The organism is Shewanella algae (assembly GCF_009183365.2).
GTDB lineage: Bacteria > Pseudomonadota > Gammaproteobacteria > Enterobacterales > Shewanellaceae > Shewanella > Shewanella algae.
The window spans coordinates 4,447,257-4,466,768 of sequence record NZ_CP068230.1 but is presented as its reverse complement, the minus strand read 5'-3'; the positions used below and the strand labels follow the sequence as shown (position 1 = coordinate 4,466,768).

Genomic DNA, 19,512 nt, shown 5'->3' with positions numbered 1-19,512 from the left:
TAATCCGTACCCTGAAACCTCTTGTAAGGAGAGCCAAGATGTTTGCTGCACCCTCGGTTAGCGCTTTCAACCCTCCCCGCCGGATCCTGATGGGCCCCGGCCCTTCGGATGTCTATCCTCAGGTATTGGCGGCGCAGTCGCGGCCGACGGTCGGGCATCTGGATCCTCTGTTTGTGGCCATGATGGATGAGCTCAAGAGCCTCATTCAATATGCGTTTCAAACCCGCAACGAGATGACTATAGCGGTATCTGCCCCGGGCAGCGCCGGTATGGAGACCTGCTTCGTCAACCTGGTGGAGCCGGGCGAAAAGGTGATTGTCTGCCGTAATGGGGTGTTTGGCGACAGAATGCGCCAGAACGTCGAGCGGATTGGCGCCGAGGCGGTGATGCTGGATTTCGAATGGGGTACAGCGGTTGACCCAGAAGTGGTGGAAGCTGCGCTGAAGGCGCATCCCGATGCCGCCTTCCTGGCCTTTGTGCACGCCGAAACCTCCACCGGCGCGCTTTCCGACGCCAAAACACTGTGCGCCTTGGCGCGTGAGCACAGCTGTCTGTCGATTGTCGATGCCGTAACTTCCCTCGGAGGCGTCGAGCTCAGAGTCGATGATTGGGGCATAGATGCCATCTATTCCGGCAGTCAAAAGTGCCTCTCCTGTGTGCCTGGGTTGTCTCCCGTGTCTTTCTCACCGGCCGCTGTGGCCAAACTCAAGGCGCGCAAGAGCCCGGTGCAGAGCTGGTTCCTGGACCAGTCCCTGGTGATGGGTTATTGGAGCGGTGATGGCAAGCGCAGTTATCACCACACGGCGCCTGTTAATGCTCTGTACTCACTGCACGAAGCGCTGCGGTTACTGGCCGAAGAGGGGCTGGAAAATGCCTGGCAGCGCCACCGGGATATGCACCTTTTGCTGCGTCAGGGGCTTGAGTCCATGGGGCTTGAATTTGTGGTGGCCGAGCAGAGCCGCTTGCCGCAACTCAACGCGGTTTATATCCCGCAAGGTGTCGATGATGGCGCCGTGAGAAAGCAGCTGTTGGATAACTATAATCTGGAGATAGGTGCCGGCCTCGGCGCCTTGGCCGGAAAGGCTTGGCGTATCGGCCTGATGGGTTACGGTGCCAGACGGGAAAATGTTGCCTTGTGCCTGCGGGCCCTGGCCGAAGTGCTCAACTGATCCTATAGATAAACGCCCCGTTCAATGACGGGGCGTTTTCGTTTCAGCCTTTACTCACAGCCCCTGTGAACCAAGGTTCCAGGCGGCGATAGCTGTGGCTGCCGACATAGATAGCCAGGGCCGACAGCAGCCCCCCCAGCAGGGTCGAGGTCAATACATCGACACTCCAGTGCATTCCCAGCAACATGCGGCTCAGCCCCATCAGCAGCGCCCAGCAGATAAGCAGCGCCGGAAGCCAGAGATTATTGTGCCTTAGCAGAAAGAAACTGCTGCACATAGTCAGGGTCACGGCAAAAATGGTATGGCCGGAGGGAAAGGAAAACCCAGTTTCTATCTGCCAGTGGCGCTGGATCTGTGCCGAGATGGGCATATCCAGCGGTGATACCCCGGGAAGAACCTGTGCCAGCAGTTCCCTGCGGGCGTACTTGTCTATGCTGTAGAACTCCTTGATATCCAGATGCTGCTGGTGGGACAGCCATTCGATATAGGGCCGGGATTCTGCAAATACCAGCTTGAGCTGTTCATTGAGCAGCAAACACAGCACCAAGCCCAGCGAAGTGCAGAACATCATCTTCAGCCAGCTGCCCCTTGGCAGGATAAAAAAGCTGATGGCAAACACCAACAACACGGTGCTTACGCCCCAGGGCGCCGAACCGGACACGGTTAACCAGTACCAAAACTGAGCGGCGGCGCTATCGAGATTGAGCCAAGGGAAGAGCGGCTCTGACAGGGAAAACAGCGCCAGCGGCAAGCTGAGCAGAAACAGCCAACAAATGGCCAGAGAGGTCAAAGGGACGGCTGCATATTTCATTAATACACCCTTATCGGAACGGACAAACCGCCATTGTGCCAGAGGGGAGGAACGCGGCAAGCATTAATGGCGTCCTCCGTCGAAGTAGGCCCTTTGGGCGGCAGTTTGTCAGCACACTTGTAAAAAAACGGCTGCCCAAGTGTGGCAGCCGTTGGTTGGCAGTAAATACTACTCTTCAATTTGTTGGTGACGGGTGAGGTACATTAGCACCAGCATGATCAGTACCAACAGTCCGGTTCCCATCAAGAGGGCGTAATCTTCCAACTGGAGTATGGAGTAGAGTACGCCGTAGAGACTCGCCAGCATGGCCGCAACTATAGCTCCTTGGCGTCGACTGCCACTGGCACTGGCGACATAAAGTGGAATGCTGAGCAGGGGAACCGCCGCGGCCACCAGATAAGCGGTTAAAAACAGCAGGTGTTCTGACAGCGACAGCAGCAATAGATAGAAGAGGCACATGGCGCCACCCACCATCAGATACTGTACTGCGCTGAGGCGTGACTTGTTGCCCAGCTCGAAGATCAGCAGCAGTATGTAGGTCAGTAAGATAAAGAGTATGCCGTACTTGAGTGACCTTTCTATCTTGCCGTAGTGAGTCACGGGTTCGAACAGGGTAACACTGGCACTGATCTCGGTAAGATCCCGGCCATCACTGGCGCGGAATACCTGAGGGAAGTTACGACTCAGATGGCTTATCTGCCAGTTGGCATCAAAACCTTCAGTGCTGAGATTACGGCTGGCGGGCAGGTAACCCTGGAAGCTGGGATGCGGCCAATCGGCATGGATATCTATCTGGCTCAGTTCCGCCAGCGGTAGTACCTCCAAGCCTTCAGAACCCCTGAGGCTGAGCTGGAAGGTCAGTTGATATTCACCTTGGCTCGGATCCAGCGCTATGGTGCGATGAAAGCCGCGGCCAAGGCCGCCTGTGTTATCCAGGCCTGTACCTGACATCAAGCTGGGCATGCCCTGCTCTCCAGCCAGATTAAAACGGCTGACAGTCTCAATAGCCTGGTTGGCTGAAACGCCGAACACCAGCCGGGCCTGGTTATAATCAAAGCCGAGTAAGCCTGGGATATTGACCTTGGGCAGTTCGAAGTTGGCCTGACCCTTGACTTGTCCCAGATATACGAGTGACTGATAGATACCGCGATGGCGGAATTCGTGCTGCAGACCGGCATCCAGTGTCATGCCTTTGGGCAGGATCAAGAGTTCATCGCTGTAAACCTGGCGACTGCGGTGCTGTTTGCCGTCGATATTGCTGTCGGAGATCACTTCATAGCGAAACGGCAGTACCAAAACCGGACCGGCCAAGGTTTGGGAATCGCCCCAGGTGTGGCCTATCTCGCGCACCACTTGGCGATAGAGGCTTTCTCTGTCCTGGCTGAGATCCTGGATCATCCCAAGCGGTATCAATGACAACAGGCCCACCATGGCCACAGCAAAGAGTTTGAGCGTTAATTTGGATTTGAATTGAGGCAGCGCCGCTTGGCCGTTTTGTTTCTTCATCACGCTTTTCAGCAGCAGATAAGCCCCGAAACCCATGGCACCAAGAAAGGCCAGCGCTACCACCAGGACGATAATTTCAAACATGAGGTATGTTCCTTTAACCTATAGTGGCAGTATTAGAACAGATTTGACCTGACATATCATGACAAGTCACTGATCAATAATGGCGAAATTATGGCACGGCCCTTTTTGCCCCGGTCTGATTTGGCTTCTTGGATGTTATGCTCAAGGGATTCTGCTGTTACTGTCACATTTATTATGACAATGTGGTCGTGATTGAATCATCTATAATGAGTGTGAATCAATGCTGCAGTCATTTAAAATAACCGCCTATACAATCTGCTGTGAAGATACCTATGAAGAACTTTTCCAAAATCTGTTGGTTGCCGTTTTTTTTCAGTTTGCCCCTGCATGCTGAACTGGCCGATTTTGATGACTATGGGCCGCTGCGGGTCTATGCCCAGTCTCCCCTGCAATCCAGTAGCCTGGCCCCCATGTTGCGCTCGGGCTTTTCCATGGCTGAGGGACAAAAAGAATGGTATCTGACCGGTAACATCGCCAGTGTGTGGGCCGAGACGGACGATTATCTGGCCGATTACTATCACAACTCCTTAACTGGTGGTCTCAAGTGGCAAATCGATGACCGTTGGATGCTGGACGCCAATTACACTTGGCGTTTCAGTGGCAATAACCACTTGGATTCGCTGACCATGTGGTTCCACGATTCCTTCGGTTTCGATCAGAACGGTCGTGAGCATCAGCCGCGAAACCAGAATCAGATTTACTCCAAGCAACACGGTATCGATCTCAGTGATTTTGGCGGCAAGACGATGAATAACGCCTTCAACGTCTATCTGGGGTATCAACTGCTGCAAAATGAGCACCACGGCCTGTCTGTGGGGGGCAGCCTGTATTACAACTATGTGGGCTCGGGGCCTTTTGCCAATGAGAACTTTGAACAGGCGTTGCAGCTTAATTACAGCTATCGCAACGGACGGCACAACTTCCATTCAACACTTGGTCTGAGCTTTCGTCAGGACGAAGAGGTGTTGTCGGATGTACCCTATAAGTCCAACGCTTTGATGGTCGGCCTGGGCTATGAATACCGTGTCGGGCGTCATGGCTGGATGCTGGAGTACCACAGATACGAGGGAATGGCCGAGTCGGATGACGACTTCTCTGAAGCCTCAAATGAAGCCTTGCTGGGCTACCGTTATTATCTGGATCGCAGCGCCATAGAGTTCACTGTGATTGAAAACTTCCTCAACATGGATAACAGCACGGATATCGCCTTTACTCTGGGCTATCGGCATATGCTCTAATTTAGCCGTGTTAAAACATAAGGCCGCTCATGAGCGGCCTTATCCATTTTGGGGTGAGAGGTATTACTCTGCCTGTTCAGCCTTGGCTTCCAGTGCCTCGACTCTGGCTTGCAGGGCTTCCAGCTTTTCGCGGGTCTTGAGCAATACATGCTGCTGCACTTCAAACTCTTCCCGGGAGACCAGATCCAGTTTCAGCAACTGGTGTTGCAGTACTTGCTTGCTGCGCTCTTCAAACTCGCCGGCAAATTGCTTCAGCCCTGAAGGCAGGTTTTCGCTCAGCTGTTTGGCCATTTCTTCAATTTTCTTGGGGTTGATCATCTCTTTAATCCACTGGCAAGGTTTTAACTGATTGTAACTTATAGGCCGTACTGAACCCAAGGTTAACCTAAGGAAGGTGCGAACAAGTCCCATGTGTGCTCTGCGTCGGCTTACAGGCCGGATGCAAGGCGTGGTTCGCAGCAAATGGCCCTAGTCCTTTGCAAGAAGCACTTCCCTAAGGGGATTTTGGGGCTGCCTCCGGCACTGATTCTGGTATGATCTCAGCCTCTAAACCTTCCTTGTGTGAGATATCGATAACCCATGAAGCTCAATCCTGCCCAGAATGAAGCCGTCCATTATGTTTCCGGTCCCTGCCTGGTATTGGCTGGAGCCGGCAGTGGCAAAACACGGGTTATCATCAACAAGATAGCCCATTTGGTGCAGAAGTGTGGTTATCAGGCCAAGCATATCGCCGCTGTGACTTTTACCAACAAGGCAGCACGGGAGATGAAAGAGCGGGTGGCTCAATCCATGGGCCGTAAAGAAGCAAGGGGGTTGTGGATCTCTACCTTCCATACCCTGGGGTTGGAAATCATCAAGCGTGAACACAAGACTTTGGGCCTAAAGGCCGGGTTCTCTCTGTTTGACGATCAGGACACCTTGGCTCTGCTTAAAGAGCTGACCCAGGACGAGCTACAGGAGGACAAAGATCTGCTGCGGGCGCTGGCGACCATGATCTCCAATTGGAAGGGGGGCTTGGTGATCCCGGATCATGCCCGCAAGATAGCCAAGGGTGAACAGGAACAACTGTTCGCGCTCCTTTATCAGCGTTACGCCCAGCATATGAAGGCATACAATGCGCTGGATTTTGACGACCTTATCCTGCTGCCGACCCTGTTGCTGCGGCATAACGCCGATGTCAGAGTCCGTTGGCAGGCGAGGATCCGTTACCTGTTGGTAGATGAATATCAGGATACCAACACCAGCCAGTATGAACTGGTTAAATTACTGGTGGGAGAGCGGGCACGTTTTACTGTGGTGGGCGATGATGACCAGTCCATCTACTCCTGGCGCGGTGCCAAGCCACAAAACCTGGTGCTGCTGGGCAAAGACTTTCCCGAGCTCAAGCTCATTAAGCTGGAACAAAACTATCGCTCCAGTCAGCGAATATTGCGGGCGGCCAATATTCTGATCGCCAACAATCCCCATGTGTATGATAAGTCGCTGTTCAGTGAGTTGGCCTATGGCGAGCCGCTGCGGGTACTGTTTGCCTCCAACGAAGAGCAGGAAGCGGAACGGGTGGTGGCCGAAATTATTCGCCACAAGTTTATGGGCAAGACCAGTTATGGCGAGTACGCCATTCTCTATCGGGGAAATCACCAATCCCGTTTGTTGGAGCGGGCGCTGATGACCAACCGTATTCCCTACAAGCTCAGTGGTGGTACCTCATTCTTTGCCAGAGCCGAAATCAAGGACATCATGGCCTATCTGCGCTTGGTGGTGAACCCGGATGACGACAATGCCTTCCTGCGTATCGTCAACCTCCCTAAACGCGGAATTGGTCCGGCAACTTTGGAAAAACTGGGGAATTTTGCCAATCAGAAGCATATCTCCATGTTTGAGGCGATTTTCGACGCTGAATTGAACCATCATCTGCCATCGGCGGCTATGGGCTCACTGTATGAGTTTGGTCGTTTCATTGTCGATACCGGTGAAATCGCTCAGCGTGGTGAAGGGGTTGATGCCATCAAGCAGTTGATCCGCAAAATCAACTATGAAGACTATCTCTACGAAACCAGTGCCAGCGCCAAGGCGGCCGAGATGCGGATGAAAAATATCTCCGAGCTGTATCGCTGGGTGACAGAGATGCTGGCCGGTGACGATCTGGATGAGCCCATGAGCCTACCCGAAGTGGTCAATAGGCTGACGCTCAGGGACATGATGGAAAGAAACAATGAGGATGAGGGCGGCGATCAGGTGCAGTTGATGACACTGCACGCCTCCAAGGGGCTGGAGTTTCCCTATGTGTTTATGGTGGGAGTGGAAGAGCGGATTCTGCCGCATCAAACCAGCATAGATGAAGACAATGTCGATGAAGAGCGGCGTCTGGCTTATGTTGGCATCACCCGGGCCCAGAAAGAGCTGTGGTTTATGCTTTGCCGTGAGCGGCGCCAATTCGGCGAAACCATGCGTTGCGAACCCAGCCGCTTTTTGATGGAACTGCCTCAGGACGACCTTATCTGGGAAAACCGCAAGCCGCAGCAGAGTGAGCAGCAACGGATGGAAACCGGCAAGGCCAATATTGCCAACCTGCGGGATATGTTCAAGAAGTAAGCCTTGGCTTCAAGACCCGACTCAGGCGCAAACCTGGGTTGCCGTATCTATGACCTCGGTGTTGTTGCTGTCAGCGGCGCTCAAGCGACTCCCCAAGGCTTGTCCCTGGCCTGAGTTAAAGCCCATTTGCGCCAGTTGCTGTTTCTGCTCTTGGGTATTGACGCCATCCAATACCAATTCAAGCTCCAGCGCGCCGGCACTCAAGCGTATCGCTTTGAGCAAGCGTCTGTGGTGGGGGCTTTGCAGATGTGACACCAGGCAGGCATCCAGTCTCAGCACATTGACAGGCAGGAAGGATAGGCTGATCAAGGGGCTGTAACCACTGCCGTAGCCTGTGATCCCCAGAGTGACCTGCAAGCGTTTGAGCACTTCAAAGCCGTTGATATGGTTTTCCAGATCCCGTGACAAGGATTGCTCGTTGAAAAACAAGCAGAGGTCGTTAAGCGGGAAGCGGCAGTTTCTCAGACAGTTTTTCAGACTGCGCAGCGCGTGTTTATGTTTGAGGTGCTGGCTACAGATGGCCAGATGCAACTTGGTACCTGCGGCCAGTTGCAGCTTGGGAAGTTCGCTGTTCAGCGCCTCTATCGCATACCTGTCCAGTTCCAGCTGTAAGTTGGCTTGCTCTGCCAAATTGGCGAGTTGTTGCTGTTTGATTTTGCCGTGTTGTGGATGAGGCCAATACAGGCGTACATCCAGTGCCTGTAGCTGCCCGGTCTCAAGATCCTGCACCGGGAAGTAACTGAGCCGAATTTGCTGGGTATCCAGGGCGTTTCTCAGTTCATTTTCCAGGCTCACATCCTGCATCAGTTGCTGATGCGATTTCTCATCGAATACCACATAGCAACCCTTGCCTCGGGTCTTGGCCATATACATGGCGGTGTCGGCATCCCGCAGAATGGACTCGCTGGTGTCATCTCTGTGAGGACCACTGACGGCTATACCGATACTGGCGCCTGAGTTGAACTGTTTATCGGCCAACTCGTAGGGGCGTGACAGCTCTTTGAGGATCCGCTCGGCGACTTCCTTGGCATCGTCGGCCGTGCGTAACCCGTCCAGCAAAATCACAAACTCATCGCCACCGAGACGGGCGAGGGTGTCGTTGTCGCGAATACAAAACTTGAGGCGGATGGCTGTCTCAACCAGAAACTTGTCGCCTTCCAGGTGCCCCAGGGTGTCGTTAATCAGCTTGAAACGGTCGAGATCGACGAACAGCAGAGCGAATTTGTCCTGCATGTGTCGGCGATTATGCTTAACGGCCTGGCTCAAACGCTCCATAAACATCAGCCGATTGGGCAAGCCTGTCAGGGCGTCGTGTTTGGCATCATGCAGCAGTTGTTGCTCTGCCTTTCGGCGCTGGGAGATCTCTTTTTGTAACTCTTGGTTGGTGGTGGCCAGCTCGCGGGTGCGCTCCAGGATCTTTTCTTCCAACTCTTCGTTGCTGCGTTTCAGTGCCTCGGTGGCCAGCTTACGCTCTATGGCCGTAGCTATATGCTGCGACACAAAGGTCAGCAGCTCAAGATCCTTGAACTGATAGTTCTGGTGCATGCTGAAGCTATAGATAGTCAGGGCGCCGGCAATTCTGTCCTGAATAAACAGTGGCACACCAATCCACTGGTGCATGCTCTGGGTGTGATTGAGCTCAGGAGCCTTGCTGTATATCTCTTTGGCGCACACCAAAGATTGGATATCACTCTGATCCAGTAATACGGGACGTTTCAATCTGAGCAGGTATTCCACCAGTCCGTCCATTAAGGGACGGCATTTGGGTGGCTGGTCACTTAGCTGGGAAACATAGAAGGGAAAGTGCAGCTCAGTTGCCGTGTCGTCCAGCAGGGCTATGTAACAGTTATTGGCGGGCAACAGATGACTGAGGACCCGGTGCAGCTCGGTATAAAACTCGCTGTCATCCAGGTTGGAGGAGGAGAGTTCGGCGATTTCAAACAGAGACTTTTGCAGTCTCTCGGCGCGGCGCCTCTCATAGACTTCCTGTTTCAGCTTATCGTAGGCCTGGCTCAGCTCCTGGGTTCTCTGGGTGATGGCTTGTTCCAGTTGTTCATGATGCCGTAATCGCTCCATGGCCCCGGCTATGTGGTGGCTGATGAAGGCCATCAGCTCAAACTCCATCTCGCCGTAGGAACTGGCAGGATTGTAGCTCTGTACCACCAAGACACCGATTGCTCTGTCATTTTGCATTATCGGCACGCCGAGCCACTGATGACAGGGAGAGCCGAGGGACATGATTTCCCCGGCGGCGGCCAGCTCTTCAGCTTTGCGCTCATCACACAACAGGGGCTTGGCCGTTCGCAGCACATAACCGGTGAGACCCTGCATCAGAATTTCAGATAGCTCCTGTTCCGGATAGAGCTCAGAAGGGTGGGAGTCTTTTTCATCGGAGAAAAACGGCAGTTCCAGATGTTGCCTCTGGGCATCGAGCAGGGAGATATAAAAGTTGTCGGCAGGGATCAGTTGCTGAAGGTGCAAGTGCATGCCTTGGTAGAAGCTCTCCATTGAGGTTGCCTTATTGGCAATATTGGAGATCTCCAGCAGCGCGTTCTGAGTGGCTTCGGCTCTTTTGTATTTGGCCGCCAGTCGTCTGAGTCTGGCAACCCTTTTTTCTAAACTCGAGACTTCCTGAGCCGAATGCTGATGGAGAGTTTCATCCCTAAACATGTTATCCGCCAAGGAATAATTGCAATATAATTGTTGTGTGGTTTTCAATCAAAGGATAGGAATAGCATGAAATACGGTATTATCCAAGTCAATTTTTTGGCTGGTGTCGGATAATTGTTGTGCTATTTAAGTCAAAACTTGAGCAAACAGCCGAAAAAAAGCAAATCAGGTGTAGACGCGGGGAGTAAATCCTCCTACTATATGCGGCGCTGACACGGCGGGCGCCCATAGCTCAGCTGGATAGAGCGCACCCCTCCGGAGGGTGAGGCCGAGGGTTCGAATCCTTCTGGGCGCACCAGTTTGATTCAACTGCTGTGCCAGTCAGTGAAAGAAATATCAGTGGTGATTGTAGCTCAGTTGGTAGAGCCCCGGATTGTGATTCCGGTTGTCGTGGGTTCAAGTCCCATCAGTCACCCCACTTCTTTCGTGAAGCGAGTCAGCTTCAAATCTTACGGTGATTAGCGCAATTGATAGCGCCTCCCGGTTTGGAAACCAGAGTGGAGCAGAGGGTGACCCTCTTCCTTTCAAGGTGTCCAATAAAACAATATTTCGGTGATTAGCGCAGCCTGGTAGCGCATCTGCTTTGGGAGCAGAGGGTCAGAGGTTCGAATCCTCTATCACCGACCAAATTTGATTTATCTGACTTAAAGTCGGGTAAAAGCTGGAAAGTATTTCGGTGATTAGCGCAGCCTGGTAGCGCATCTGCTTTGGGAGCAGAGGGTCAGAGGTTCGAATCCTCTATCACCGACCAAAACACTTAAGCCCCTGAGAAATCAGGGGCTTTTTGTTTTTATCTTGATAGTTTCGAACTTGTGATGACCTTAAAGATATTCTCATGGGTACAAGTGGAGTTCAGTGATTAGCGCGGTCTGGTAGCGTATCCTGACTTGGAAACCAGAGTGGAGCAGAGGGTCAGAGGTTCGAATCCTCTATCACCGACCAAAACATTTAAGCCCCTGAGAAATCAGGGGCTTTTTTGTTGATTTCTTAGTACTCAACGCCTTCCTTTTTTCATCTTCTAGATGCTTAAGTGTCTTGGGTCTTCGCTGTCTCTAGCAGCTTCTGGTAAAGGAAAGGCCCCCCGAAGGGAGCCTTATATCAGTTACGCAACATTCACCGGCGGTGAAATAAAGCCTTGGTATGCTTGGGTCTTGAGTGGCGTAAAGCGCTCCAACTGACCTTTCTCCTGAATACCTGTGACTATCACATCGATTTCCAGTCCTCGGGCCACGTTCACCAGTGCCCGGCACAGTTCGCTGTTGTGCTGGTTTTCATCATATTGTGCAAAGGATTGATCCAGCTTGACGTAAGCCGGCCGCAGGCTTTGCAAATAAGACATGGAGCCGAACTGACGGCCGAAGTGGTCTATCCCTATGCTGGCGCCATTGTCGCGGATAACGGTACACAGCGCCTGGCAGGCATCGATATCGGTATAGATGGCGGCTTCCGGTAATTCAAAGGCCAACCGGCTTGCATGGCGACTGTTACGCAGGAAGTGATTGAGCCATTCGTGGAACTTGGGATCGCTGATGCTGTGATGGGTGAGGTTAACCGCAACTGCTTCGGCATTTTTCTCCAACAACTCATCTTCGCTGATCTTTTCAATCAGGCAGCGGTCGAGCAGGCTACCCAAGGACAATAGCTCGACATAAGGCATGAACTGGCCGGCGTGTACCAGTTTGTCACCTATCTGCAGCTGACAGAAAAGCTCCCGCTGCAGTACGTTGTCTGAGTCCTGATAGTGCACTGGCTGCCAACGGAAACGGAACTGCTTACGGTTAATTGCTTCGGTAAGCTTGTCGCGCCATTGTTCGCGACTGAACAACTGCTGCTCATTGGTCTCCAACCAGTGATAAACCTTGCCTTCCTTGAGGGCGATTTGCAGGGCATTGTCCGAGCGTGCCAGCAGTTCTGAGCTGTTCATCTGTCCTATGCGCTCGGCAATACCTATGGCGTAGTCTTCATTGGGTTTGCAACCCGCCTTGACCATTTCCTGGTTGATGGTGCGGATCAACGTCTGCAGATACTTACTTAACTGTTCACGCTCAACATTGGTGACCAGGAAAGCAAATTCATAGGCGGCGATACGGGCAATGACAGATTCACAGATTTCGCCCAGCTCATGCTGCAGTTTTTCCGAGAGTAGCTTGATAGTTTCGTCTCTTACCTGATAGCCATACTTGCTATGCACTTCTTCGAGCCAATCGAACTTGGTCATCATCAGGGCACCGCTGCCGGGTTCACCGAGCCAACCACCAATTCGGCCCATCATATATTGACGGTTGGGTAGGTTGGATACCTGATCCACCAGATTCTTCTTCCTGAGTGCGGTAACTTCTTCGTCCAGAGAGCTGAAGATCTTCTTCAACTGGGCCGACATGCTGTTGAAGGCGTTAACCACATCCCTGAGTTCCAGGGTTTTGGGGAGCGGCATATCCGGGCCGAATTCCCGTTTGGCAATGCTCTTGGCGTGTTCGGCAATGGCATGCAGTGGACTGAGGATCCAGGTCAGGCCCAGACGGGCGAATAGAATGGCGACCAAAAACAGGATTGAAAAGGCTATCAGGGTGTGGCTCATAATGCGCCACAGTTCATGGTAGCCGAAACCCGGGTGCGCGGTAATTTCCAACTTGGCCAACTGCAACCAACCCGAAGTGATGGTGCTTTCCTTGCGTAACGGGGTGAAGATCCCCAGATCGATAAACCATTGGGGCACATCTTCGATGCGGATATTGTTATTCCAGACCTGCTGTTTACCGTCGACCAACCAGGTGAGTTTCACCTCTTGGTAATAGCCACCCTCGAAGATGACATTCACCATGGTTTCTGCGGTGGCGAGATCACCGGCCTCCAGCGATGGAACCAACATCAATCCCAATGAATGGCTGACATTATTGAGGTCCGACTCCATCTGCTCGGTCAGAAAGTTCTGGGTCTCATTGAATTGCACATAGCCCACACTGGCTACAACCAAGAGAAACAGCCCAAACAGTAACGAGTATATCTGTCGAAACAGTGTCATTGCTGTAGCTACTCCAGTTTTAATTTTGGCTGACGTAAGCGATCAGCCCCTAATCTGTGTCTCAGGTCATTCCACTTTTCCAAGCGAGCGGATGAGCCTGCCAATACACCGCGTCCTTTCTCTTTGTTTAGCCACAATTGCTTACCGTTAAAGCTGTACACAGGGATCAGGTCTCTGCGTTGAGTTGCCGGTTTGAGCTCGCGATCCAGGTTGTCCAGAATAAGAGGAACAGAGGAGGGCGTCTCATAATAGGCCAGCACCATATGGTACTGATTAACACTGGTTGCCTTAACCATGGTGATGCGCATCTTGTCTTCAGGTATGCCCAACTGCAGCAGAGTGAAGTATTTGGCGATGGAGAAGTCTTCACAGTCACCACCATTTACTCCGATAAACTCTAAAGGGGTGGCCCAGTAGTTGGCCATCCCCCAGAGCTTGATATCATCTACAAAGCGAAACAGGTTAAAGAAGTTGTTTACCTTGGTGATTTTCCCCATATCGTCCAACCCTTGCGCCTCGTCCAATATCTTGAACCAAGCTCTGGCTCTGAGGCCTGCCCGCTCGCCATAACGAGCTTCCAGTGTCCTGGTAATGCTGTTGGGGTCGAGCTGTTGGGTTGAAGCGGCGTACAGGCATGACACTGCTAGAGTCGATGCCAGTACTGTGTAATGGCAGACCCGTCTGAGCAGTGAATACTGGTTGAGCCTGCCTGTCATATGGGGATATCAAGGTCCTATTTCACTTCTTGATCCACAGTGTAGATGTTCCACTTCATATCGGCCATAGTGTCTTCGCCTGTTACTTCGGCGATCACTCGGCGGTTACGTTTGTGGGCCAATTGCGTATCTGTTGGATCTACTGGTCTATCGTAACTGTAACCTATGGCTGTCAGTCTATCGGCAGTGATACCGAATTGATCTTCAAGCACTTTGGTTACGGCGTTTGCCCGATTCTGTGACAGCTCGAGGTTATGCTCATAGCTGCCGGTACGGCTACAGTGTCCTTCAATCGTCACCTTGGTGCTGGGATATTGCTTCATAAAGTCAGCAATAACACCAATTTGATCATAGTACTGAGGATCTATGTAGAAGGAGTCGTTGGCAAAGAGTATTTTCAACTCGGAACGCTCATTGATAGGCTTGATCTTACCACAACCATAGTTATCAATGTTGGCACCTTCAACGGTACCTGAGCAGCGCTCACGGGCTTCGATAACACCGTCTCTGTCATTATCATTGAGATCGTTGACTTGAGCTGTCGGCTGATCCATGGAAACAGTGTCACGCATTGAGCAGCCCGCCAGTATGGCGACGCTAAGCAGGGTGATAAAGAGTTTCATTATTTAACTCCTCCTTCATATTCACGCTCCCCTTTCCATACATCGGGGCGGGTGACTCTAAGCGAGTCTAGTAGTTGACCTGTGGCATTGAGTACGCGGTATTTGGCAATCACTTCGTCGTACTCGGCGGTCAGATAGTCTTTTCTGGCTTCAAACAGCTCATTCTCGGTATCCAGCAAGTCGAGCAGGGTGCGCTGACCCAGGTTGAACTGCTGTGAGTAGGCGACTTGAGTGTCTTTGGCGGCAATGACATGCTCGCGAATATACTGCTTCTGTGGCCCCAGGAACTCATAAGCGTTCCAGGCAAGGTTGGCGCCTTCAACCACTTCACGATAGGCGCGCTCACGGATCTCTTTAGCTTCACCTATCTTGTAGCTGGCCTCTTTCTCGCGAGCCAAGTCGCGGCCACCGGCGAACAGGTTATAACGAACCCTGACCATGGCCAGAATGTCATTGTTGTAGCCGCCGACATTTTGGCTGGCGATACGGCTAAAACCGTCTTCACCGTCCAGGTTGTTGTTCAGGTTGCCTTCCACTTCCAACGTGATCTTGGGGTAGTAGTTGGACTGAGCCGACGACTTCTCATACTCGGCGGCGCGAATATCACTGGCGGCCGACTTGAGAATAGGATGGTACTCCTGAGCCATCTTGATGCTGGCATCTATATCTGCCGGCAACATATCGGCATCCGGAACCGGTACTATCAGGTCTTCCGGCTGCTGATGGGTGATGCGGAAAAACTGACTCTTGGCATCGAGGAAGTTATTGCGCGCCGACACTACGTTGGCGTTGGCACGGGCCAGACGACCTGTGATTTGCGACAGATCCGCGGTAGAACCCAGGCCCGAATCAGTACGCTGCTTGATCTGCTCGTAGATATCCTGGTGGCTCTTGAGGTTCTTCTCTGCCAGTGTCAGCACCTGCTCGGTACGTATGTAGTTGATATAGACCTTGGCAACATCCAGCGCCATATCTTCGGCAGCGGCAAACAGCGCCCATTGATCGGCACTGGCTTCAAAGCTGTATCTGTCGACTTCACTGCTGGTAAAGAAGCCGTCGAACAGCATCTGCTTGATGCTGACACCGAATTCGCCTCGTTTGAGTTCAATTTCATCATCCAGGGTGCCGGCCAAACGACGCCGAGTGGCCGGACTGTCTGTGTATTCATAGCCGTAGCCACCGGTAATATCTACCGTTGGCATATAACCGGCTATGGCCTGGTTCACCTGCTCTTCACGAGCCTTGAAGCGGTTAAAGGCGAGCCGTAGTTCCGGGTTGGTATCCAATGTCTGCGCTACGGCTTGTTCCAGGGTCTGACCAAACCCTGCCGTGGGCAACATCAGCCCGGTAATCGCCAGTGCCAAGGCACTGGGTTTCACCAGCCGAGTAACTTTCTTGTTCATGCTAAACCCTCCAGGTTTATTGTGACTTTGAGCCTAGCGTTCTCTTAACGCTGTTTCTTTGGCCCTTAGAATGGGATTAAGTATGTACTCAAGGACAGTTCTTTTCCCGGTAATTACGTCAACAGAGGTCAACATGCCGGGAATAATGGGCATCTCAGTGCCATCGTCTTTAATTAAACTGGACTCTTCGGTCCGCACTTTTACCAAATAAAAGCTGTTGCCTTCTTCATCCTGAGTAGTGTCTGCACTTATCTGTTCCACTGTGCCTTTCAACCCGCCGTAACGGGTAAAATCATAGGCGGTAACCTTAACTATGGCGGGCAGCCCCGGATGCAGGAAGGCGATATCCTTTGGTAAAATTCGGGTTTCGATCAGCAGTTGGTCTTCGGAAGGAACTATCTCCATGATATCGATACCCGGTTGAACAACTCCACCCAATGTATTGATATTTATGGTTTTAATGGTTCCATTGACCGGTGAGGTTATGACGGCTTTGCTGACTTTATCCTTGGTTCCCACTTGGGCCTCATTCATTCTTGCCAGTTTGGCCTGCATCTCATTCAGTTGTGCGCGGGAGTCGGCGGCGTAAACCAATACCGCTTCCCGGCGTTTGAGTATGGCCTCATCCATGTTGGCCTTGAGCTTGGGACGCATTACCCTGAGGGTCGCCAGTTCGCCCTGAATGTCGTTCACTGTACGTTCTAGCTTCAAGAGTTCCACCTCGGGCACTATGCCTTTCTGTGCCAGAGGTTTGGTCAGTTCCAGCTCGCGGCTGACCAAGCGATAACTGGTGCTCAGGGTGCCGATTTTTGAGGTTAACTCTTCGGTTTCCTGCTGCCGCTGCTGGATTTGCCTTGCCTGGATTTCGACCTGGTTGCTGAGGTTGTCCAGACGGCCGGCGTATTCATCCTGTTGGCGCTTGACCAATTCAGGCTCCTTCTCGGCCAGTTCGGCAGGAAATACCAGCGGGATCTTGGTGATCTTGAGCTGTTCCCGCCAATCGTTGGCCATGTCTGAGATAAAGATGCTGTTCAGCTCGGCCTGCAGGCGAATAACGTTGGCCTGCAGGCTGTAGACCTCTTGCTCCTGCTGGGCGGCATCGGAACGGAAACGTGTGTCATCGATGCGAACCAAGGGCTCACCCTGTTTGACCAGCATGCCTTCTTGAACGTACATCTCTTTCAAAATACCGCCATCCAGACTTTGAATGACCTGTACCTGGGAAGAGGGGATCACTTTACCCGTGCCCTTGGTAACTCGGTCGAGAGAAGCGAAATAGGCCCAGGTCAGGAAGCAGAGCATCATTGTCGCCAGCGACCAGATAATCAATCTGTGGCTGGTGGGAGCATCTGTCATCATGGCGCCGTAGACATCGTCTACCATTTCCAAGTCATCAGAAGTCAGGTGCTTATTCATATTACTTGCCTCCTGCCATCAGCCCTTGGTTGAGCTTTTCGAGCACCTTATCCTTAGGACCGTCGGCAATGATGTGGCCTCTATCCATCACTATGATGCGATCCACCAGATTCAGCAGGTGCATCTTGTGAGTGATGATCAGCAAGGTTCTGTCTCGGCTGACATTATGCATTGAGCGCATGAATTGCTTCTCGGCTCTGGCATCCAGGCTGGCTGTGGGTTCATCCATCAACAGCACGGGTGGGTCATTGAGTATGGCTCTGGCCAAGGCCACGGTTTGCCGTTGGCCCCTGGACAGAGAGTGGCCGCCTTCACCTACCTGTTGATCCAGGCCTTCCGATTCCATATCGGTAAACAGGTTGACCCCGGAAAGCTGTACCGCTCGGATCAACTGGTGCTCGGTGACCTGACGGGTGCCGAAGAGAATATTGTCTCTGACCGAACCGTGGAACAGGGTGACATCCTGTGGTAGATAACCGAAGTTACGGCGTAGATCGCTGGGGTGGATCTGGGCACTGTCTATGCCATCGTATCTTAGGCTGCCGTTACTGGGTTTGAATAACCCTACCAGCAGCTTGGCCAAGGTGCTCTTGCCGCTGCCATTACGGCCAATAATGGCTATCCGCTCGCCCGGGCGGATCCTCAAGGCGAAGGGATGCAATACAGGTTTTTCCGAACCAGGGTAACTGAAGCTGAGGTCGTCGGCTTCTATCTTGCCCATCAGGCGCTGTTTGCTGACCAGGTGGCCTTTGTTTTCAAACTCGTCTTCCTGGGTCATTATCTGATCCAGCTGTCTCAGCGCGCTGGCAGTCTGGTTGGCTCTAGTCATCAAGCCGGCCAGTTGCGCCATGGGCGCAACTGCTCTGCTGGCAAGCATCACAGCGGCAATGATCCCACCCATGGAAATATCATTGTCGGCAACCCGGTAGACGCCGAGAATGACGACACTGACGACGGTCAACTGCACCACAAAGTTGGCAACGTTGGCCACTGAGTTGGAGAGCTTTTTCGATCTCAACTGCCAGTTGGCAGTGTGGCCTATCATCTGCTGCCAGGCTTTTTGTACCAGGCCTTCCGCGCCGTATGACTTGATGGACTCCAGAGAGGCCAGACTTTCGATCAGATGGCCGTGTTTGAGGCTGGCAAATTTATTGCTTTCCTCAATGGCAGTCTTGAGCCTGGGCTGAATGATCAGGGTATAGCTGATGATGATTAAGCTGGCGACTAATGGGATCAGTGCCAGATCGCCGGCGACCAGATAGATGATCAACATAAACAGCAGGGCGAAGGGCAGGTCGACCAAGGTGGTGATGGTCGCCGAAGTAAGGATCTCCCTGATGCTGTCAAACTCACCTAATTGACGCGCCATGCCGCCGACACTGGCCGAGCGGTTTTCGAGGGGAATGCCGATTGCCTTATAAAACAGTCGCGACGAGACTATGATGTCGACTTTCTTACCGGCAACATCGATAAGGTAACTTCTCAGCTGCCTCATGACCAAATCAAACAGATAAGCAATACCGGCTCCGATGGCCAGTACCCACAGTGATTCGAATGCCAGGTTGGGCACCACTTTATCGTAGACGTTCATGATAAACAGCGGTGAAACCAGGGCAAACAAGTTCACCAGGATTGAGGCAATCAGGGCATCACGATAGATGGGGGCCGAGTCTTTGATGGTTTGCAGTAACCAGTGTTTACTGTGGTCGTGATGATAAACATCAAACCCCATATCGCCACGGTACTGCTGTTTAACCAGAAACAGATAGCCTACATAGAGGGTTTCCAGCTCCTCCATGGACAGGCGTTGTTCGCCGCCGGTTTCTGGTAATTGGATCACGGCATGCTGTTGCTCCAGATCCAGCTCGCGAAGAATGCAGGCTTTCTTGTCTTTCAAAAGCAAGATACAGGGAAGCTGAATAGCAGTAACCTGATTCAAGCCTTTACGGGAAAGCTTGGCGGTTAGGCCGGCCCTTGCAGCTGCCTGAGGCACCAGTTCCGGGGACAGAATAGCCGAAGACAGGGGCAGGCCTGCCGCCAGAGACTCACTGGAACAGGGGCTGCCAAAGTATTCCGTCAATAGAACCAGACTGTCGAGCAGGGGATCCACAGTGACTCGCTGGGAAGCCGAGATAGTCCATTGCTCAGGTTTAGGTGAAGCGGATGCGGTCACAGAACGACTTATCCTTTCGTTTTATATGATTAATTCTAGTATCAGCCATGCTAGCCCATATTGCGAATTGCAATATGGGCTAGCATTCA

The 19,512-nt window shown here is 52.4% G+C and carries 13 protein-coding genes, 4 tRNA genes and 1 pseudogene; 8 read left to right on the top strand and 10 right to left on the bottom strand.

Features of this window, described 5'->3' with window-relative positions; all coding sequences use genetic code 11:
- Positions 1-38 precede the first annotated feature (38 nt).
- The gene (locus E1N14_RS19865; protein WP_025010068.1) at positions 39-1,169 is read left to right on the top strand and encodes a pyridoxal-phosphate-dependent aminotransferase family protein; all 1,131 of its coding nucleotides are present in this window, start codon (positions 39-41) and stop codon (positions 1,167-1,169) included.
- A 43-nt stretch (positions 1,170-1,212) separates the two neighbouring features.
- On the opposite strand, the gene E1N14_RS19860 is transcribed toward E1N14_RS19865, so the two are convergent.
- Both E1N14_RS19860 and creD read right to left on the bottom strand, forming a co-directional pair.
- Positions 1,213-1,980, bottom strand: a complete 768-nt coding sequence (locus E1N14_RS19860) for a phosphatase PAP2 family protein (RefSeq protein WP_025010067.1) — start codon at positions 1,978-1,980, stop codon at positions 1,213-1,215.
- Positions 1,981-2,148: 168 nt separating this feature from the next.
- The gene (gene creD / locus E1N14_RS19855) at positions 2,149-3,570 is read right to left on the bottom strand and encodes a cell envelope integrity protein CreD (protein ID WP_025010066.1); all 1,422 of its coding nucleotides are present in this window, start codon (positions 3,568-3,570) and stop codon (positions 2,149-2,151) included.
- Between the two features lie 272 nt (positions 3,571-3,842).
- On the opposite strand from creD, the gene E1N14_RS19850 reads away from it, so the two are divergent.
- Entirely contained in the window at positions 3,843-4,808 is a 966-nt protein-coding gene (locus E1N14_RS19850; RefSeq protein ID WP_037436802.1) for a DUF3187 family protein, read from the top strand.
- A gap of 63 nt (positions 4,809-4,871) precedes the next feature.
- Here E1N14_RS19850 and ubiK read toward each other — a convergent pair whose 3' ends face one another.
- Positions 4,872-5,126 carry a ubiquinone biosynthesis accessory factor UbiK gene (gene ubiK, locus E1N14_RS19845; RefSeq protein WP_025010065.1) on the bottom strand — a complete coding sequence of 85 codons (255 nt, stop codon included), beginning with the start codon at positions 5,124-5,126 and terminating at the stop codon, positions 4,872-4,874.
- Positions 5,127-5,387: 261 nt separating this feature from the next.
- On the opposite strand from ubiK, the gene rep reads away from it, so the two are divergent.
- Positions 5,388-7,400, top strand: coding sequence for a DNA helicase Rep (rep, locus tag E1N14_RS19840; RefSeq protein WP_025010064.1), 2,013 nt, complete (start codon positions 5,388-5,390; stop codon positions 7,398-7,400).
- 21 nt (positions 7,401-7,421) lie between these two features.
- Here the strand turns inward: rep and E1N14_RS19835 are convergent, their stop codons facing one another.
- On the bottom strand, positions 7,422-10,070 hold the full coding sequence (locus E1N14_RS19835) for a sensor domain-containing phosphodiesterase (protein WP_062793963.1): 2,649 nt from the start codon (positions 10,068-10,070) through the stop codon (positions 7,422-7,424).
- A gap of 221 nt (positions 10,071-10,291) precedes the next feature.
- Between E1N14_RS19835 and E1N14_RS19830 the strand changes: the two genes are divergently transcribed.
- From E1N14_RS19830 to E1N14_RS19810, 5 genes and pseudogenes are all read left to right on the top strand, one after another.
- Positions 10,292-10,368 (top strand) — tRNA-Arg (locus E1N14_RS19830).
- Positions 10,369-10,412: 44 nt separating this feature from the next.
- Positions 10,413-10,488: transfer RNA gene (locus E1N14_RS19825), tRNA-His, on the top strand.
- 132 nt (positions 10,489-10,620) lie between these two features.
- Positions 10,621-10,697: transfer RNA gene (locus E1N14_RS19820), tRNA-Pro, on the top strand.
- A 47-nt stretch (positions 10,698-10,744) separates the two neighbouring features.
- Positions 10,745-10,821, top strand: a tRNA-Pro gene (locus E1N14_RS19815).
- A 102-nt stretch (positions 10,822-10,923) separates the two neighbouring features.
- Positions 10,924-11,012, top strand: a pseudogene (locus tag E1N14_RS19810).
- A 160-nt stretch (positions 11,013-11,172) separates the two neighbouring features.
- On the opposite strand, the gene E1N14_RS19805 reads toward E1N14_RS19810, so the two are convergent.
- From E1N14_RS19805 to E1N14_RS19780, 6 genes are read right to left on the bottom strand one after another with little or no spacing between them, the layout of a single operon-like run.
- A complete protein-coding gene (locus E1N14_RS19805; RefSeq protein ID WP_062793964.1) occupies positions 11,173-13,092 on the bottom strand; it encodes a bifunctional diguanylate cyclase/phosphodiesterase in 1,920 nt (639 codons plus the stop codon).
- 8 nt (positions 13,093-13,100) lie between these two features.
- The gene (locus E1N14_RS19800; RefSeq protein WP_025010063.1) at positions 13,101-13,808 is read right to left on the bottom strand and encodes a transglutaminase-like cysteine peptidase; all 708 of its coding nucleotides are present in this window, start codon (positions 13,806-13,808) and stop codon (positions 13,101-13,103) included.
- 17 nt (positions 13,809-13,825) lie between these two features.
- Positions 13,826-14,431, bottom strand: a complete 606-nt coding sequence (locus E1N14_RS19795) for an OmpA family protein (RefSeq protein ID WP_025010062.1) — start codon at positions 14,429-14,431, stop codon at positions 13,826-13,828.
- Complete coding sequence (locus E1N14_RS19790; RefSeq protein ID WP_025010061.1) at positions 14,431-15,834, bottom strand: TolC family outer membrane protein; 1,404 nt, start codon at positions 15,832-15,834, stop codon at positions 14,431-14,433. Before E1N14_RS19790 ends, E1N14_RS19795 begins: the two co-directional genes overlap by 1 nt.
- 33 nt (positions 15,835-15,867) lie before the next feature.
- Positions 15,868-17,250 (bottom strand): HlyD family type I secretion periplasmic adaptor subunit, encoded by a 1,383-nt coding sequence (locus E1N14_RS19785; RefSeq protein ID WP_025010060.1) that lies wholly within the window; start codon positions 17,248-17,250, stop codon positions 15,868-15,870.
- A 1-nt stretch (position 17,251) separates the two neighbouring features.
- On the bottom strand, positions 17,252-19,423 hold the full coding sequence (locus tag E1N14_RS19780) for a type I secretion system permease/ATPase (RefSeq protein ID WP_062793965.1): 2,172 nt from the start codon (positions 19,421-19,423) through the stop codon (positions 17,252-17,254).
- Between the last annotated feature and the right edge of the window lie 89 nt (positions 19,424-19,512).

What these genes read in the sequence shown, in the direction of transcription:
- E1N14_RS19835 (WP_062793963.1), bottom strand. Translation starts at nt 10,070, where the DNA reads ATGTTTAGGGATGAAACTCTCCATCAGCATTCGGCTCAGGAAGTCTCG.
- rep (WP_025010064.1), top strand. Translation starts at nt 5,388, where the DNA reads ATGAAGCTCAATCCTGCCCAGAATGAAGCCGTCCATTATGTTTCCGGT.
- E1N14_RS19790 (WP_025010061.1), bottom strand. Translation starts at nt 15,834, where the DNA reads ATGAACAAGAAAGTTACTCGGCTGGTGAAACCCAGTGCCTTGGCACTG.
- E1N14_RS19860 (WP_025010067.1), bottom strand. Translation starts at nt 1,980, where the DNA reads ATGAAATATGCAGCCGTCCCTTTGACCTCTCTGGCCATTTGTTGGCTG.
- creD (WP_025010066.1), bottom strand. Translation starts at nt 3,570, where the DNA reads ATGTTTGAAATTATCGTCCTGGTGGTAGCGCTGGCCTTTCTTGGTGCC.
- E1N14_RS19795 (WP_025010062.1), bottom strand. Translation starts at nt 14,431, where the DNA reads ATGAAACTCTTTATCACCCTGCTTAGCGTCGCCATACTGGCGGGCTGC.
- E1N14_RS19805 (WP_062793964.1), bottom strand. Translation starts at nt 13,092, where the DNA reads ATGACACTGTTTCGACAGATATACTCGTTACTGTTTGGGCTGTTTCTC.
- E1N14_RS19800 (WP_025010063.1), bottom strand. Translation starts at nt 13,808, where the DNA reads ATGACAGGCAGGCTCAACCAGTATTCACTGCTCAGACGGGTCTGCCAT.
- E1N14_RS19785 (WP_025010060.1), bottom strand. Translation starts at nt 17,250, where the DNA reads ATGAATAAGCACCTGACTTCTGATGACTTGGAAATGGTAGACGATGTC.
- E1N14_RS19865 (WP_025010068.1), top strand. Translation starts at nt 39, where the DNA reads ATGTTTGCTGCACCCTCGGTTAGCGCTTTCAACCCTCCCCGCCGGATC.
- ubiK (WP_025010065.1), bottom strand. Translation starts at nt 5,126, where the DNA reads ATGATCAACCCCAAGAAAATTGAAGAAATGGCCAAACAGCTGAGCGAA.
- E1N14_RS19850 (WP_037436802.1), top strand. Translation starts at nt 3,843, where the DNA reads ATGAAGAACTTTTCCAAAATCTGTTGGTTGCCGTTTTTTTTCAGTTTG.